The organism is Streptomyces sp. NPDC048590, from assembly GCF_043199535.1.
In the GTDB taxonomy this organism is placed as follows: Bacteria; Actinomycetota; Actinomycetes; order Streptomycetales; family Streptomycetaceae; genus Streptomyces.
In genome coordinates this window covers 438,290-454,323 of sequence record NZ_JBICWC010000006.1, presented here as the reverse complement: position 1 = coordinate 454,323, position 16,034 = coordinate 438,290, and the positions used below count along the sequence as shown (strand labels likewise).

General features: G+C 73.8%; 13 protein-coding genes. 2 read left to right on the top strand and 11 right to left on the bottom strand.

Going from position 1 to position 16,034, the window contains the following annotated elements; all coding sequences use genetic code 11:
- Positions 1-121: 121 nt before the first annotated feature.
- On the top strand, positions 122-1,828 hold the full coding sequence (locus ACGFNN_RS20475) for a bifunctional 3'-5' exonuclease/DNA polymerase (RefSeq protein WP_393557638.1): 1,707 nt from the start codon (positions 122-124) through the stop codon (positions 1,826-1,828).
- Positions 1,829-1,931: 103 nt separating this feature from the next.
- On the opposite strand, the gene ACGFNN_RS20470 is transcribed toward ACGFNN_RS20475, so the two are convergent.
- A complete protein-coding gene (locus ACGFNN_RS20470; RefSeq protein WP_393557636.1) occupies positions 1,932-3,290 on the bottom strand; it encodes a carbohydrate-binding protein in 1,359 nt (452 codons plus the stop codon).
- A 301-nt stretch (positions 3,291-3,591) separates the two neighbouring features.
- Between ACGFNN_RS20470 and ACGFNN_RS20465 the strand changes: the two genes are divergently transcribed.
- Positions 3,592-4,290 (top strand): phosphotransferase, encoded by a 699-nt coding sequence (locus ACGFNN_RS20465; protein WP_393557634.1) that lies wholly within the window; start codon positions 3,592-3,594, stop codon positions 4,288-4,290.
- A 196-nt stretch (positions 4,291-4,486) separates the two neighbouring features.
- Here ACGFNN_RS20465 and ACGFNN_RS20460 read toward each other — a convergent pair whose 3' ends face one another.
- Genes ACGFNN_RS20460 through ACGFNN_RS20415 form a run of 10 tightly spaced genes read right to left on the bottom strand, consistent with a single transcriptional unit; the run spans position 4,487 to position 15,983 of the window.
- Positions 4,487-6,091, bottom strand: coding sequence for an ABC transporter ATP-binding protein (locus ACGFNN_RS20460; RefSeq protein WP_393557632.1), 1,605 nt, complete (start codon positions 6,089-6,091; stop codon positions 4,487-4,489).
- Positions 6,088-6,960: an ABC transporter permease gene (locus ACGFNN_RS20455; RefSeq protein WP_393557630.1), complete on the bottom strand. Its 873-nt coding sequence runs from the start codon at positions 6,958-6,960 to the stop codon at positions 6,088-6,090. The genes ACGFNN_RS20460 and ACGFNN_RS20455 overlap by 4 nt, the downstream gene beginning before the upstream one ends.
- Positions 6,957-7,910 (bottom strand): ABC transporter permease, encoded by a 954-nt coding sequence (locus ACGFNN_RS20450; RefSeq protein ID WP_393557628.1) that lies wholly within the window; start codon positions 7,908-7,910, stop codon positions 6,957-6,959. The genes ACGFNN_RS20455 and ACGFNN_RS20450 overlap by 4 nt, the downstream gene beginning before the upstream one ends.
- On the bottom strand, positions 7,907-9,517 hold the full coding sequence (locus tag ACGFNN_RS20445; RefSeq protein ID WP_393557626.1) for an ABC transporter substrate-binding protein: 1,611 nt from the start codon (positions 9,515-9,517) through the stop codon (positions 7,907-7,909). Before ACGFNN_RS20445 ends, ACGFNN_RS20450 begins: the two co-directional genes overlap by 4 nt.
- A 50-nt stretch (positions 9,518-9,567) precedes the next feature.
- A complete protein-coding gene (locus ACGFNN_RS20440; RefSeq protein ID WP_393557624.1) occupies positions 9,568-10,374 on the bottom strand; it encodes a class I SAM-dependent methyltransferase in 807 nt (268 codons plus the stop codon).
- A gap of 10 nt (positions 10,375-10,384) precedes the next feature.
- A complete protein-coding gene (locus tag ACGFNN_RS20435; RefSeq protein WP_393557622.1) occupies positions 10,385-11,644 on the bottom strand; it encodes an MFS transporter in 1,260 nt (419 codons plus the stop codon).
- Positions 11,628-12,764 carry a dipeptide epimerase gene (locus tag ACGFNN_RS20430; RefSeq protein ID WP_393557620.1) on the bottom strand — a complete coding sequence of 379 codons (1,137 nt, stop codon included), beginning with the start codon at positions 12,762-12,764 and terminating at the stop codon, positions 11,628-11,630. The genes ACGFNN_RS20435 and ACGFNN_RS20430 overlap by 17 nt, the downstream gene beginning before the upstream one ends.
- A complete protein-coding gene (locus ACGFNN_RS20425; protein ID WP_393557618.1) occupies positions 12,761-13,879 on the bottom strand; it encodes a PLP-dependent cysteine synthase family protein in 1,119 nt (372 codons plus the stop codon). Before ACGFNN_RS20425 ends, ACGFNN_RS20430 begins: the two co-directional genes overlap by 4 nt.
- On the bottom strand, positions 13,876-14,727 hold the full coding sequence (locus ACGFNN_RS20420; protein WP_393557616.1) for a Rossmann-like domain-containing protein: 852 nt from the start codon (positions 14,725-14,727) through the stop codon (positions 13,876-13,878). Before ACGFNN_RS20420 ends, ACGFNN_RS20425 begins: the two co-directional genes overlap by 4 nt.
- Positions 14,724-15,983, bottom strand: a complete 1,260-nt coding sequence (locus ACGFNN_RS20415) for an ATP-grasp domain-containing protein (RefSeq protein WP_393557614.1) — start codon at positions 15,981-15,983, stop codon at positions 14,724-14,726. The genes ACGFNN_RS20420 and ACGFNN_RS20415 overlap by 4 nt, the downstream gene beginning before the upstream one ends.
- Positions 15,984-16,034 lie beyond the last annotated feature (51 nt).

Genomic DNA, 16,034 nt, shown 5'->3' with positions numbered 1-16,034 from the left:
ACTCGGACAGGGAGCTCGACACAGGCCCCTGAGGCCCTGTCCGTCGGCGCTCGCCGGCGCCGGTGGGCGGCCGCACGGCGAGCCCGGGGCCGCTGTCAGTGGCCGGTGCGAGACTCGGCCCATGACCGAACGCTGGGCCCTGGCCACCGCTGAGGGCGGTGGTGCGCTCCTGGCGCCGCTGACACGCGAGGGCCTGCCCGCCGGTCCGGTCCTGGCGGAGCCGGATCTCGTCGAGTCCGTCCGCTCCCGCCCCCACGTGGACCGCTGGGTCTGGCGCTCGACCGCCGGGGTCTATCCCCGGCTGCTCGCGGCGGGCGTACGGGTCGAGCGCTGCTACGACATCGAGTGCGCCGAGCTCCTGCTCCTCGGCCACGAGGGCCGCCTCGGGGAACCCCGCTCCGCCGCGGCCGCCTGGGCGCGGCTGCGCAACGCACCGGTGCCGCCCGATCCGCCGCCCCGCTCGGCCGAGCCGGGCTCCCAGTCCTCCCTCTTCGAACCGGGCTCCGGGACCGATCTGCCCTTCGACGCGCTCCTGGAGGTCTACGCGGAGCAGCTGCGCCGCCACGACTCGGCCGCGCACCCCGAGCGGATGCGGCTGCTCACGGCCTCGGAGTCCGCGGGCATGCTGGTCGCCGCCGAGATGAACCGGTCGGGTCTCCCCTGGCGGGCCGATGTGCACCGGGAGGTGCTGACCGGTCTGCTCGGCGACCGCTACGCGGGCGGTGGCGAGCCCCGCCGGCTGGCCGAAGCGGCGGAGGAGGTCTCTGCCGCTTTCGGCAGGCGGGTGCGCCCCGACCTGCCGGCCGACGTCGTGAAGGCCTTCGCCCAGGCCGGGATCAAGGTGAGGTCCACCCGGCGCTGGGAGCTGGAGGGAGTCGACCACCCGGCGGTGGAACCCCTCATCCGCTACAAGAAGCTGTACCGCCTGTGGACGGCGCACGGCTGGGGGTGGCTCCAGGACTGGGTGCGCGAGGGCCGCTTCCGGCCGGAGTACCAGCCGGGAGGCACGGTCACCGGGCGCTGGACGACGAACGGCGGCGGGGCCCTGCAGATCCCGAAGGTGATACGCCAGGCGGTCGTCGCCGACGAGGGCTGGCGGCTGGTGGTGGCGGACGCCGACCAGATGGAACCGCGCGTCCTCGCCGCGATCTCCCGTGACCCGGGGCTGATGGAGGTCGCCGGACAGGACGGTGACCTCTACAAGGCCCTGTCCGACCGGGCGTTCCACGGTGACCGCGACCACGCCAAGCTGGCCCTGCTGGGCGCCGTCTACGGCCAGACCTCGGGTGACGGGCTGAAGAACCTCGCGGCCCTGCGCCGGCGTTTCCCCAAGGCCGTGGCCTACGTGGACGACGCGGCGAAGGCCGGGGAGGAAGGGCGGCTCGTCCGCACCTGGCTGGGCCGCACGAGTCCGCCCGCCGTCGGGGCGGAGGAGGCCGGGGAGGCGGGCATCCCCCAGGACGGCGAGGAGGAGTCCTCGGGTGACGACGCGGCCGGCCACGGCTACACCCCGGGGTACGCCTCGTCGAACTCCAGGGCCAGGGGACGCTTCACCCGTAATTTCGTGGTGCAGGGCAGCGCCGCGGAGTGGGCGTTGCTGCTCCTGGCGGCGCTGCGCAGGACGCTGGCCGCCGGCGGCATGGACGCCGAGCTGGTCTTCTTCCAGCACGACGAGGTGATCGTGCACTGCCCGGCCGACGAGGCGGCGACGGTGGTGGAGGCGATCCGCGAAGCAGGGGCGCTGGCCGGGAGAATCGCCTTCGGGGAGACACCGGTGCGCTTCCCGTTCAGCGTCGCGGTCGTCGAGCGCTACTCGGACGCCAAATAACCGCTGACCGCGCCCTCGGGCACCGCCTGTGTCCGGGGATGCCCCCGGACTCGTCGCCGTACCCGGATGGGGCCGTCCGGGTACGGCGACCGGCCGGGCGGCGTCAGATCGCCCGCCAGAGCGCGGGGACGTTCGGCGGCTGCCAGCCCGCCTGGGCCGTGTGGCCCTGGAGGCAGCGGTAGGTGACGCCGCCGTAGGTGACCGTCGCGCCCGCGGCGTAGCTGGTGCCCGCCGCCCAGGTGCCGCCCGGCTCGGTGGGCGGGTTGGTCGGCGGGTCGGTGGGCGTGCCGCTGGTGACGAGGGTCAGCCCGTAGGCGGACAGCGCCGGATTGACCGGCTGGTAGTACGTCGTACCGCCCTGGGAGCAGTTGCCCGAGCCGCCGGAGGTGACGCCCTGGGCCTGGCTCCCGGAGATGAACGAGCCGCCGGAGTCGCCGGGTTCGGCGCAGACACTGGTCCGGGTCACCCCGGTGATGGTGCCCTCCGGGTAGGTGACGCTGCTGTTGTGCTGCTGGATGGTGCCGCAGTGCCAGCCCGTCGTGGAACCGGAGCGGCAGACGGAGGAGCCGGCCACGGCCTGGGTGGACCCGGTGACGGTCACGTCGCCGTTGCCGTACCCGTTGACCAGGGGGCGAGGCGTCCAGTTGCTGTTGGTGGCGACCCAGGCGTAGTCGCGGCCGGGGAAGGTGGAGCCCTGGAAGGTTCCCTGCGCCTGCTGGTTGACCCCGCTGGTGGTGACACCGGCCGTCCCGCAGTGTCCGGCGGTGACGAAGCCGTTCTGGGTGCCCCGCTTGACGGGGAAGCCGATGGAACAGCGGCCCGAACCGTTCATGTAGTACGCGTCACCGCCCCGCAGATCCGCGAGGGCGCGGGGCTGTTCGTCCGACCGCTCGATCCGCACCAGGTCGCGGGGGACGCCCGCCGCGGCAAGGAGACGGTCCGCCGCACGCGGGACCGCGGCGTTCACCACCAGGCGGTTACCGCTGATGTCCACGTACCAGGAAGGTACGTCCGTCGGGGCCTTCTCACGGGCCACCGCGTCCAGGGCCGCCTGAGCGGCCTCCAGGCGGCCCAGGCTGTGGGCGACCACTTCGGCACGGGCACCCGCGGCGGTGATCCGCCCGACGTCGGAGCGATCGGTGGTCGAGACGGTGAGGACGGCGGTGCCACCGCTCAGCCGGGCTCCGGCGAAGTCCGCGCCGAGGGACCTCTCCAGCGCCGCCGCCACGGTCGCCGCGCGGTGCTCGTCGGCTATCCGGGCCTTCGCCTGCGTGGCGTCCAGCCCGAGGTCACGCCGCATGGCGTCGAGCAGTCCTGGTGAGAGGTGGTCGGCGGTGGGCGCGGCGCCCTGGGCGGGGTCGGCCGAGGCGACACCGGTCAGGCCGGCGAGGGCGAGCGCGCCTACGGCCACGGCGGCGGCTCCGGTGGCGAAGGCGCGTCTGCGGAGCACGGTTGTCTCCACGTCACTCTCCTTGGGTTCGGGGGCGTCGGGCTCCGGGGGAGCGGAGCCCGCGGGGTGGGGAACTGCCGAAAAAGTAGTCGGGCGGACCCCGGGGCAGGAGATCCCTTCCGCCCCCTGTCACGGCGTTATGGGGTGCCTCGGCGCGGCCTTCGCCCCCGGCCGCCCGGGACGGCTCTCACTGCCCTGACCTCCGGTCTCAGCACCCTGACCTCCGGGCCGGCCGAGGCCGCCGTACGCGAGCGCCGGACCACGCCCCGCCCGCGACTCCCCCGGGCCGGACCGCGCGGGTTAGGTTCCCCCCATGCATACAGGCCCGCTCCTGGGCTCGGGACGCACCGCCGACGTGTACGAACTCGACGGCACCTGGGTCCTGCGCCGATACCGCAACGGCATCGACACCACCGGCGAACTCGCCGTGATGGCATACCTCTCCGCCACCGGCTTCCCGGTGCCCCGCATCGGCCCACCGGCCGACGACGCGCGGCCCACGGACCTCGTGCTGCAGCAGCTGACCGGCCCCACGCTGGCCGGGGCACTCCTGGCGGGCACCCTCACCCCGGACGAGGGCGCGGAGCTGATGGCACGGCTCCTGCGTGAACTGCACTCCATACCAGCCCGGCTGTCCCAGGACCCCGAGCACCGGATCCTGCACATGGACCTGCACCCGGAGAACGTGGTCCTCACCCCCGAGGGCGCCGTGGTCATCGACTGGCTGACGGCGTCCGAGGGACCTCCCGCCCTCGACCGGGCCATGACGGCACTGATCCTGGCCCAGGTGTCCCTCACACGCGCGTCCGACGGTGAACGGGTGCGCGCTCTGCTGACGGCGCTGCTGTCCCGGTTCGACGACGAAGGCGGCATACCCGCCGAGGCGCTCGACCGCGCGACCGCCCTGCGCGCCGCGGACCCCGGCCTGACCCCGCAGGAGGCGGCCGCGGTCTGGCGGGCGGCGGCGCTCGTCGTGCGACGCGGCGAAGGCCCCGGGGCCCGGGGACGGTGACCTGACCGGGAGGCGGTGGCACCGACGGCCCGTGCGGGTACGTCACTTCCTCAGGTGGGCCAGTACGGCCGGCACCCTGCGGTTGGTCGCGTCGGTCACCTGAAGGTTCGGTTCGCTCCTCCGGACGAGGCCGGCAGTGCCGGTGGGCATGCGCGGGTGAACCCGGGCGAGCCGTTCGCCCCGTGGTACGTCCGGATCACCGGCCCACCCCCACCTCCAGCCTGCGCGTGGTCTCCGTCAGCGAGACGGTGAACGGGTGGGCCGGCTCGGTGAGCACCCGCCGGGCCGGGCCCTGCTCGACGACCTCACCGGCGTCGAGTACGGCGATGTGGTCGGCCAGTGCCGCGGTGTCCAGGTCGTGGGTGATCAGGACCAGGGACAGGTCGCCGCGGTCCCGGAGCAGCCCGGTGAGGGTGGCGAGGATGTCCCGCCGGGTGACGGTGTCGAGCCCCGAGGTGATCTCGTCGCACAGCAGGACCCGGGGCCGGGCGAGCAGGGCGCGGGCGAGGGCGACGCGCTGGAGTTCACCGCCGGAGAGCCGGCCGGGGTGCCGGCGCGCGAGGTCCTCGGGGATGCCGAGCCGTTCCAGGGTGGCCAGGGCCTCCGCTCCGGCCGCGTGGGCGTCGGCGCCGCGCAGTCTCACCGCCGTACGCGCCACCTGGTGCAGCACCGGCCGGTGTTCGTCGAAGGCGGCCCGGGCGTCCTGGAACACGTACTGCACGGCCGCGAGTTGGGCGCGGTCACGGGAGCGGAGGCTGCGGGGCAGGGGGGTGCCGTCGAGCAGGATCTCCCCGTCGTGGTCACGGTGGAGTCCGGCCAGGCAGCGGGCCAGGGTGGTCTTGCCGCTGCCGGACCGGCCGACGACGGCCAGGCACTCACCGGCCCGCACCTGGAGTTCGGGGGTACGCAGCACCACGGTCCTGCCGCCGGACCCGTCCTGGTGGCGGGCGGTGAGGTCCCGTACCACCAGCACCGGTTCCGGTGATCCTCCGACGGCCCCGGGAGCGGCCGTGGCGTCGGCGGGGCCCGATGCCGTCCGGGCGTCGAGCAGGGCACGGGTCCAGGGGTGCCGCGGGGCCTCCCAGAGCCGTTCGACGGGGCCCGACTCCACGACCCGGCCCGCCTTCAGGACCAGCACCTCGTCGGCCACCGCGCGTACGACGTCCAGGTCGTGGCTGAGCAGGACGACGGCGATGCCGCGGGCCGCCACGGCCGCGAGCTGGTCGGCGACGAGGCTCTTGGTCAGCGCGTCCTGGCCGGTGGTGGGTTCGTCCGCGACGATCACCCGCGCGCCCAGCAGCAGTGCCTGGGCCAGCACGACCCGCTGCTGCTGGCCGCCGGAGAGCTGATGCGGGTACCGCCGCAGCAGCGCCTCGGCGTCCGGGACCTGGGCGTCGGCGAGGGCGCGCAGCACCCGTTCGCGTACGGCGGCCCTCCGCCGGGCGCGGGGCAGGTCGCGAACCTGGGCGCGGGCGATGTCGTCGAGCAGCGCGGTGATGCGGCGGGCCGGGTTGAGCACCGCCGCCGGGTGCTGGGGGACGTAGCCCGCCGGTCCCTCCGCCGTCAGGTGCACCTCCCCGGTGACCTGGGCTCCGGACGGGTACGTACCGAGCAGGGCGAGACCCGTGGTGGTCTTGCCGCTGCCGGAGGCACCGACCAGGGCGGTGACCTTCCCGGGCATGACCCGGAGGTTCACCCCGTCGACGATCACCTTGCCGCCGGTCTCGACGCGCAGGCCGCGGAGCTCCGCGACCGGCTCGGTGCCCGGGCCGCCTCGGCCGTCGGCCCTGTCCTTGCTCACAGGTGTGCTTCCTTCCCGGTCCGGATTCCGGTGCCGCGCGGGCCCGGGAGCGTACGGCGGGACGGCCGGGCGGCGCGCCCGCCGCCCCTGGCCAGCGCGGCGTCGAAGAGGAGGTTGGTGCCCATCGTCAGGCCGACGATCAGCAGGGCGGGGACGACCACGGCCCACGGCTGGACGAACAGGCCGGTGCGGTTGCGGTCGACCATGACCGCCCAGTCCGCGGCGTCCGGGGCGACCCCGACACCGAGGAAAGCGGCGGTGGCGACCAGGTACAGCACCCCGGTCAGCCGGGTGCCCGCGTCGGCGGCCAGGGTGCGGACCATGGAGCGGCCGACGTAGCCGACCGCCATGCGCCACCAGCTCTCGCCCTGCATCCGCAGCGCCTCGACCGCCGGACGGGCGGCAACCTCGGCGGCTGCGGCGCGCACCAGGCGTGCCGCGTCGGGCACGTTGACCAGGGCCACCAGCAGCGCCAGTCCGACGGCTCCCGGTGAGAACACCGTGGCGGCCAGCAGGATCATCAGCAGCGACGGCACGGCGAGCAGGACGTCCAGGGGCCGCATCAGCACCTCTTCCAGCCACCGGTGGTGGGTGAGCGCGCTGACCAGGCCGACGGGTACGGCGACCAGGTAGGACAGGGCGGTCGCGGCGAGCGCGGTCAGCACGACCGGGCGGCCGCCGTGCAGCACCTGCTGCCACACGTCGCGGCCGACGAAGTCGGTGCCGAGCCAGTGCTCACCGCCGAGGGTCGATGACGCCCCCCGTGGCCCCGGTTCGCCGGCGAACAGCGGCCCCACCAGGGCCAGTACGAGAGGTACGGCGACGAGGGCGAGGCCCAGGGCGAAGCGGGCGGGGTGCCGCACGCTCACGCTGCCACCCCCGACCGGGGCGCGAGACGGTGGGCGACCAGGTCGGCGCCCAGGTTGAGTGCGACGGTGAGGACGCCGAAGACGACGGCGAGGCCCTGGACCACGGGGACGTCGCGTTCGGCGACGGCTCCGAGCAGGACGGTACCGAGTCCGGGGATCACGAAAAGTGCCTCCGCGACGATGACGCCGGACAGCAGCCAGTCGATGGTGCGGGCGAGCTGCTGAGCGGCGGGGGCCAGGGCGTTCGGCAGGGCGTGCGCGTAGCGGACCCGGACGCCGGACACGCCGTAGCGGGCGGCCTGGGCGACGTACGGCGAGGCGAGCGCGTCGATCATGCCGGCCCGCACCAGGCGGGACAGGGAGCAGACGGGGCGGGCGAGCAGCACCAGGACGGGGAGCACCAGGGCGGCCGGGTGGCCCAGCAGATCGGCGCCGTAGCCGACAGCGGTCGGGGGCAGCCAGCCGAGCCGGAGAGCGAACACGGTCACCAGGAGCACCCCGAGGGCGAACTCCGGTACGGCGTAGACCGCGAGGATCGCGGAGCTGATCAGCCGGTCGACGAGGCCGCCCTCGTGGCGGGCGGCCAGCACCCCCAGCCCGAACCCGACAGGGATCAGGAGCAGCACGGTCAGCCCGGCGAGCAGCAGCGTCGGGCCGAACCCGCCGGTGATGTACTGGCTGACCGGGCGTCCGGACGCCAGCGAGGTGCCGAGGTCGCCGTGGAGCAGCCCGGCAGCCCAGTCGACCAGCCGTTCGTACGCCGGCCGGTCGAGTTCCATGGACTCGCGGATCGCCGCGATGCGCGCCGGGTCCGGCTGGTCCCCGGCGAGGGCCACCGCGGCGTCGCCCGGCAGCGCCTCGGTGAGCGCGAAGACCAGCAGCACCACGGCCACGGTCTGCAGGGCACCGAGCAGCAGCCGCCGGGCGACGAAGGAGCGCAGTCCGCTCACGCCAGCCAGACCTTGTCGAAGCGGGCCCAGTCGAGCGAGTTGGCGGGGGCGTCGGATTCGACTCCCTTCACGTTCTTGGCCGTTCCGATGATCCAGTCGCCGAAGCCCCAGACCAGGAATCCGCCCTCGGTGTACAGGCGGCGCTGCATACGCGCGAAGAGGGCGGCCCGCTCGGTCTTGTCACGGGTGGACTGGGCCTGCTCGTAGAGGGCGTCGAAGTCCTTGTGCTGCCACTTGGTGATGTTGGTGCTGGAGTCGGTGAGCAGGCGCTGGGAGATGTGGGACTCGATGGGCATGGCGCCGGAGCGGTTGCAGGACAGGGTGCCGCTGTCGAGGATGTCGGACCAGTAGGAGTCCTTGCTGCCCATCTTCACGTCGATGGTGACTCCCGCCTTCTTCGCCTGGTCGCGGAAGATGCCGGCGGATTCGGTGAACCCGGCGGCGACCGACGAGGTGTCCAGGGTGACCTTCAGCTTCTCGGCGCCGGCCTGCTTGAGCAGGAAGCGGGCCTTGTCGAGGTCCTGCCCGCGCTGCGGCAGATCGGAGGCGTAGTACTCGTACCCCTTGCCGAACAGGTCGTTGCCGATGACGCCCGCGCCGGACAGGGCGCCGTCGACGAGTTCCTGCCGGTCGGCGATGAGGAAGAAGGCCTCGCGGACGCGCTTGTCGTCGAAGGGCGCCCGGTCGGTCTTCATGGCGAATGCCTGCATGAGGCTGCCGCGCAGCCGGACGATCTCGATCTGGCCCTTGCCCTCGTGGGCGCGGGCGGTGGTGGGGTTCAGCTCGTGGGCGTACTCGATCTGTGCGCCGAGGAGGGAGTTGACGCGTGCGGACTCCTCGTTGGCGACGACGAACTCGATCTCGTCCAGATGCGGGGCACCCTCCCAGTAGTCGTCGTAGCGGTGGAAGACCGCGGAACGGCCGGGTGCGAAGGAGCCGAACCGGAAGGGGCCGGATCCGACCGGCTCGCTGTCGAACTCCTCGGCCCCGTCGGGGACGATGAACGCCCCGAACGCGGCCAGCACGTTGGGGAATTCGGCGGTGGGCCGCTTCAGCACGAACTCGATCGACCGCTCACCCGTGGCCCGGCTCTTTTCGAGGTCGATGGGGGCGAGGGACGCCTTCGCCCGGTAGGCCTTGGCCGGGTCGGTGATGCGGCGGAAGCTGTGGAGGACGTCCTTGGCGGTGACCGGCTTGCCGTCGTGGAAGGTCGCCTTGCGCAGGGTGATCTGCCAGCGGTCCAGTGCGGCGTTCGGCTCCCACTTCTCGGCCAGGCGGGGTACGGCGGCGAGGTCGGCGTCGTAGTCGGCCAGCTTGTCGAAGAGCGCCTTGGCGCGGGCGACATCGGCGAACAGGTTGGCCAGATGCGGGTCGAGCGTCTCGCTCGCGCCGCCTCCGGCGAACGCGGCGCGCAGCCGGCCGCCCTTTCTGGGGGTCCCGCCTCCCTTGCCGCTCCCGCCGGAGCCGGAACCGGAGTCGGAACCGCCGCACGCGGTGAGGGCGAGCGCGCCCAGCGAGGCGGCGCCGGTGGCGGCCAGGAAACCGCGGCGGCGCAGACCGGGGAAGCGGTCCTCCGCCGGGGCGGGGCGGCTGTGTTCGTCGTGCATCTCGAGGTGTCCTCGCTGGTCGTCGGGTGGAGGTGTCAGAAGGTTTCGGGTCAGGTCGGCCGGGCGACCAGGTGCAGGCGGTCGCTGTCCGTGGTGGTGCCCGGGGGCAGGCCCTCGGTCCAGGGCGGCTCGCTGCGGGGACCCGGGCCGTCGTGGAGTTCCAGGACCTCGAAGCCGTGTGCGGTGAGGAAGTGCCGCAGCTCCTGCGGGAGGAGCAGCCGCCACGCCGAGCGCTGCTCGAACGGCTCCGATCCGTCGTCGGCCGTCCACACCCGCGAGCGGCGCAGCAGCTGGGCCGTACGGTCCACGGTGAGCGTGGTGCTGGAGCGGTAGTGGACGCCGTCCCGGCTGAACTCGTTGACCGCGGGCGGGCCGAGCAGGTCCGTACGCCCCAGGAAGTAGGCGCCGTTGCGCATCTCCGCGACCAGCAGCCCGCCGGGGGCGAGCGCCCGGCGGCAGGAGTCGAGGAAGCCGTCGAGCTGCTCGTTGGTGTGGCAGTACAGCAGGGCGCTGTCCAGGCAGGTGACGGCGTCGAACGCGCCGTGCCCCAGGTCGAATCCGTGCAGGTCGGCGCGGACGTATCCGGGCCCGGGGTGCTCGGTACGGGCGTACTCCAGCATCGCCGGGGAGATGTCGGCCCCGGTCACCCGGCGGCCGGCCTGGTGCAGGTGGGCCGCGTCCCGGCCGGTGCCGCAGCCCAGGTCCAGGACCCGGGCGCCCGCACCATGCCGCCGCAGGCAGTCCTCGGCCCAGCGGCCCGCGAGCCGGTCGGGGTCCGGGAAGCGCGCCTCGTACAGCCCGGGGTTGTCGGTGAGCAGATTGCGCAGGTCCTGCCCGGTCGTCGTCGTACCGCTCATGGTGTCCTCCTCAGGCCGTCGCCGCTACGGCGGGCTCGGGCGTCCTGGGCAGTGAGCCGATCCGGTGCAGCCAGGCCACGCCGAACGCGGAGGCCAGCCCCAGCAGCGCGCAGAACGCCCAGGGCAGCCAGGCGGCGTCGCCCCCGCCGGCGTCCATGGCCCAGCCGACGACGGTGTTGCCGACGGCGGCGGTGACTCCGGAGGCCAGGTAGAAGATCCCGTAGTAGGTGCCGGTCAGTTCGGGCCGGCCGAAGCCGGGGATCAGCTCCATCACGAAGGGCTGCGCGATCATCACCCCGAGGTGGAGCAGCAGCGCACCGACCAGCACGGGCAGCAGCCCCAGCATGATGTCCGCCGTGCCGTCCGGCTCGCCGGAGCCGCCCGCGACCAGCATCGGCGGCAGGAACCCCAGCGCCGCCACGCCGAGGCCGGTGGAGATCCAGCGCGCCCTGGCCCCGCGGTCCTTGAGCGTCCGGGTGATCCGCAGCTGGAGGGCGAGGTTGGCGAGGGTGCCGGTCAGGAGGACGATGCCCGCGGCGCCCTCCCATCCGGTGGCCTGCCGGGCCCCGGCGGGCAGCAGCAGATACAGCTGGTTCTCCAGGGTGAACAGGCCGACCATGGCGAGCGCGAACGCCAGGAACGCGCGGTTGCCGACGACCTCGCGCCAGTCCGCGAGCACCGAGCTCTTGGCGGGCCGCACCTGCCGGGCGGGCAGCACCAGCGCCTGGGCGACGGTCAGCGCGGCGAAGATCCCGGCGGCGGTCAGCGCCGAGGTACGGAAGTCCACCAGCAGCAGGGCGCTGCCGAGTACCGGGCCGATCAGCGCTCCGGTGGTGGCGAACACGTTGAACAGGGCGAACGCCTCCGCCTTGCGGTCGTCCGCCTCCTGGGCCAGATAGGCGCGTACCGCCGGGTTGAACAGGGCGCCGGCGAGGCCGCTGAGCACGGAGGCGGCCAGCAGTACGGCGAGGTCGTCGCCCAGCGCGAACAGCCCGAACCCGAGGGTGCGCAGCCCGCAGCCGGCGATGATCACGCCCCGGGCGCCCAGGCGGTCCGCCGCGGAGCCCCCGATGATGAACAGGCCCTGCTGGCTGAGGTTGCGTACGCCGAGCACGACGCCGACGACGGCGGCCGACATGCCCAGGTTCTCGGTGAGGTGGGTCGCCAGATAGGGGATGAGCAGGTAGAAGCCGGTGTTCACGCCGAGCTGGTTGACCAGCAGCAGCTGTACGGCGAAGGGGAACCGCCGCATCTCACGCCACGTCCGCACGGGGCACCTCCCCGGTCCCGCCCGAACCGGCCGGGTCCACCGGACCTGCCACATCCGCCGAGCCGGCCGGGTTCTCCGACCGCGTGCGCGGTGCGACCCCCAGACCGGGATGCCCGCTCACGGTGACGGAGCCCCGCTCGCCGCCGATGCCCGTCCACGGGTCGTGCGCGAGCAGCAGATGGCCGTCGAGGTCGGCCCAGCGCGCCCGGTCGGCGAGGTGGACCGCGGGCGCGAGGCCGAGGGTGCTCGCGGTCAGGCAGCCCAGCATCAGGTCGGTGCCGCTGCCGGCGATCGCCTCGGCGATGCGCAGGGCGGCGTACACACCGCCGCACTTGGCGAGTTTGACGTTGACGCCCTGGACCCGCCCGGCCAGCCGGCGGGCGTCCTGGAGGCTCACCGCGTCCTCGTCGGCGATGAGGGGCAGCGGCGAGCGCTCCGCGAGGGCCCCGAACGCCTCGGGGTCACCGGGCGCGAGGGGCTGTTCCACGGCCTCCACGCCGAGATCGGCGTAGCGCGGCAGCAGCGCGTCGGCCTGGCGGGTGGTCCAGGCTCCGTTGGGGTCGAGGAGCAGTCGGGCGCCCGGCGCGACATCCCGGATGACGCGCACGCGCTCCAGGTCCTCCTCCGGATCGGGCGCGCCCGCCTTGACCTTGATGACCGAGAAACCGTTCGCGGCGAGACGTCGGGCCTCGGCCGCCGCGTGCGTCGCGGAGGTGATGCCGATGGTGCGGGCGGTGGCCACTTCGGGTGCCTGATCGGCGCCGAGCAGCCGGTGCACGGGGATGCCCGCCCGCTTGCCGACGAGGTCGAGCAGCGCCGACTCGACGGCGGCGGTCACCGCCGGCGGTGTCCCGTCAGCTCCCGGCTCCTCCTCCCGGAGGGCCTCCAGGGCGCTCTCCGGGTCGGGGAAGCGGGCGAGTCCCGTCCCCGCCGCGTGCAGCAGCCGGTCCAGGGTGGCGGCGTCGAGGCCGTAGTAGACGCTGGTGACGGCCTCGCCGTGACCGGCGGCGCCGTCGTGTTCGACGGTGAGCCACACGGCTTCCCGCGCGGACATGGTGGAGCGCGAGATACGCAGTGGCTCGGCGAGGTCCAGTCGTACGGTGCGCAGGGTGGCCTTCACGTCTTCCTCTCCTGTGAGGTGGCCGGACGACGGACGGCAAGCGGGTCGGCCACACGGACGCACCGCGCCCAGCCGGTGGCCTCGGCCGCCTGCGGGTACGGGATCTCCATGGGCCGGTGGGCGGCGGACGACGGCTCGAGTCCGTGGGCGGCCGCGAAGTCCTCGTCGTAGACGGTGCCGAGGTAGCGGTGCGGCCCGTCGGGGAAGACGGTGGCCACCTGCGCGCCCGGGTGGACCCGGGCGGCCCAGGCGGCGACGCGGGCGACCGCCCCGGTGCTCCAGCCGCCGCTGACGAAGCTCTCCCGGGCGAGACGGCGGCAGCTGTCCACGGCCTCTGCCGGGCCGACCCAGTGCACCTCGTCGAACGCGCCGTAGGCGACGTTGCGCGGATGGATGCTGCTGCCCAGGCCGCGCATCAGCCGGGGCCTGGCGGGCTGGCCGAAGATGGTCGAGCCGGTGGCGTCTACGCCGATCATGCGCAGCGCGGGCCAGCGGCGGCGCAGCGGACCGATGATCCCGCCGCTGTGGCCACCGGTGCCGACGCTGCACACCAGGACGTCCAGGTGGTCCAGCCGGGCGATGACCTCAGCTGCGAGCGAGGCGTAACCGGTGCTGTTGTCGGGGTTGTTGTACTGATCGGGCCAGTAGGCACCGGGCAGTTCCGCGAGCAGGTCGCGCAGCCTGGCCAGGCGCGCCGCCTGCCAGCCGCCCTGCGGTGCCGGCCGGTCCACCAGTTCCAGGCGCACCCCGTGCGAACGGAGCAACTGGCGCATGGACGGTTCGAGTTCGCTGTCACCCACCAGCACCACGGGATGGCCGAGGGCCTGTCCGGCGAAGGCGAGCCCGATGCCCAGGGTGCCCGAGGTGGACTCCACCACCGGTGCCCCGGGCCGCAGCTCACCGCGTTCCCGCGCGCCGAGCAGCATCGACACCGCGGCACGGGCCTTCATCCCGCCGGCGGCGAGCCCTTCGAGCTTGGCCCAGAAGCCGGGGTGAGGCCCTGGCAGCCCGGCGGTGATACGCACCAGGGGCGTCCGGCCGAGGAGGGTGAGCAGTTCCGGGCGGGCGACCGTCCGGACGGCCGCGGCCTTCGTGGTCGTCGTCGCTGTCGTCATCGGGGGCCTCCGCCCGTACAGCTGCCGCGGTAGCGGTGAATGGTCCCGGGGCCGCCGTCGAGCCAGAAGAAGGGGTACGGTTCCGCGCACACCGCGCTGACCCCCTGGCCCAGCAGACGGGGCAGCACGGCGCTGCCGGTCTGGGCGAACATCACCAGCTGCTTTCCGTGCTCCAGCGCGTGGAGCCGCAGCGGCTCGAAGGTGCCGTTGCCCAGCGTCATGCCGGACACCAGCAGGGCGTCGCACCGCCCGGCCTCGGTGAGCGCGTCGGTGGCGACGGGCTCCCCGGTCTCGGTCTCGCCGCCCTTGAGGTCGCAGGCGATGGCCGTGAGTCCGCGCGCCCGCAGTGCCTCCAGCAGCGAGTTCACCACCCCGACCAGCAGGACCGTGGAGCCGGCCGGCAGATCGAGCAGCTCCACGACGGCCTTCGCCCGGGCGCGCGACTTCACCAGCGACGAACCGCCGGGAAGCGGGACCGGCTCGGCCCCGTTGCCGGGGGTGTGCGGGAAGGCGTACGCAAGATAGGCGTCGAGCGCCGCCACCCGTACCGCTTCCAGCGGGTGCCGCAGCAGCCGGGCCACGTCGGCGTCGACGCACTCCTCCACCGTGCTGTCCGGCAGGGCGCCGGGCTCGACCGCACAGGAGCCGACGGCCTCCGCCAGGCGCAGGCTGAGCACCTCGTTGCGGTAGCCGGTGCCACGTCCGTCGTGCCGGACCGCCTGCCGGGTGGTGAAGGCGACGGCGATGCGCAGTGCGGCCGGATCGGGGCCGAGTTCACCCGCGAGCGCCCGGTCCAGGAGTTCCCCGTACGACGTGGCGGTCACGTTCGCCGGTATGGCCGAAGTCATCGGATCACCAGCCCGGAGCGCACCCGGTCGAGCAGCGACTCGACCCGGTCGCGGGCCCCGGCTCCCGCCGGGTCTCCCGCCATGACGTGGCCGAGGTACTCGTTGTTGCTGCCGGCCGCCTTCACCTGCCGTCCGGGCTCGGAGAGCTGGACCTCCAGCACCCCCGGCTCGTCCCGCATCCCTCCGCCGTCGAGCGCCTCCAGGGTGCCCGTCCGGTCGGGGACCAGGAAACCGATGGCCGCGCTGCGCAGCCCGGTGTCGCCGCGCCGCAGGTCGGGCGCGTGGCCGAGAGCGACCTCCACGAAGGCCGCGGCCAGGTCGATGCCGGTGACATGCCGGACGAGTTCGGTGATGCGGTTGCCCGCGGGCCTCGGGTTGACCTCGACCACCCGCGGGCCGGCGGAGGTCAGTTTGATCTCGGTGTGCGCCACCACCCCGTCGACCAGCCCGAGGGCCTTGAGCGCGGCCGAGGCCGTCTGCTCGGCGGCCTCGGTCTCCCCTCCCGTGAGCGCGGCGGGGAACATGTGCCCGGTCTCGATGAACGCGGGCGCGCCGCCCACGCTCTTGTCGGTCACCCCGACCACGTGGACCGTGCCCGCGTGCGACACCGTCTCGACGCTGACCTCAAGGCCGTCGAGCATCTCCTCCAGGAGCACCGACGGAGACCTGCGCTGCCCGCGCGCGTTGACCGGGAACCCCTCCAGCGCCTCCACGGCGGCCGCGAGTTGGGCCTCGTCGTCGACGCGCCGCACGAACATGCCCGCGCACAGGTCGACCGGCTTCACCACCAGGGGATAGCCGACCTCCTCGCGGGCGGCACGGGCGATGTCGTGCCACTCCTGGTGCACCGCGAACCGCGGCCCGGGGACACCCGCCTCCGCGAGGACCCGGCGGGTGGTGTCCTTGCGGCAGGCGTTCTCCACCGATTCCGCCCTCGGACCGGGCAGTTGGAGCCTTTCGGCGATCCGCGCGACCGTCGGGAGGTAGTAGTCGCAGGACGTGACCACCCCGTCGAAGCGGAGCGCGGCGTGCAGCCGCTCCACCTCGGGCAGCAGCGCGTCGACGTCGTTGGTCTCCGCGGTGATCACGTTCCGCGCCCCCAGCAGCGGGTGGGCGGTGCCCTCGGGAGCGGAGCGCAGGTAGTGGTGCAGGTCACGGGTGAGGAAGGTGAACTCGTGTCCGCCCTCCCGGATCGATCTCGGCAGCAGCCTGCTCATCGATCCGACCCAGCTCTCGACCACCAACAGATGTGCCACAACTCCCCTTTTCCTCGTGCGGGGTTCAGAGACAGGACAGCCCCGGCCGAG

What these genes read in the sequence shown, in the direction of transcription:
- ACGFNN_RS20475 (WP_393557638.1), top strand. Translation starts at nt 122, where the DNA reads ATGACCGAACGCTGGGCCCTGGCCACCGCTGAGGGCGGTGGTGCGCTC.
- ACGFNN_RS20465 (WP_393557634.1), top strand. Translation starts at nt 3,592, where the DNA reads ATGCATACAGGCCCGCTCCTGGGCTCGGGACGCACCGCCGACGTGTAC.
- ACGFNN_RS20445 (WP_393557626.1), bottom strand. Translation starts at nt 9,517, where the DNA reads ATGCACGACGAACACAGCCGCCCCGCCCCGGCGGAGGACCGCTTCCCC.
- ACGFNN_RS20440 (WP_393557624.1), bottom strand. Translation starts at nt 10,374, where the DNA reads ATGAGCGGTACGACGACGACCGGGCAGGACCTGCGCAATCTGCTCACC.
- ACGFNN_RS20425 (WP_393557618.1), bottom strand. Translation starts at nt 13,879, where the DNA reads ATGACGACAGCGACGACGACCACGAAGGCCGCGGCCGTCCGGACGGTC.
- ACGFNN_RS20420 (WP_393557616.1), bottom strand. Translation starts at nt 14,727, where the DNA reads ATGACTTCGGCCATACCGGCGAACGTGACCGCCACGTCGTACGGGGAA.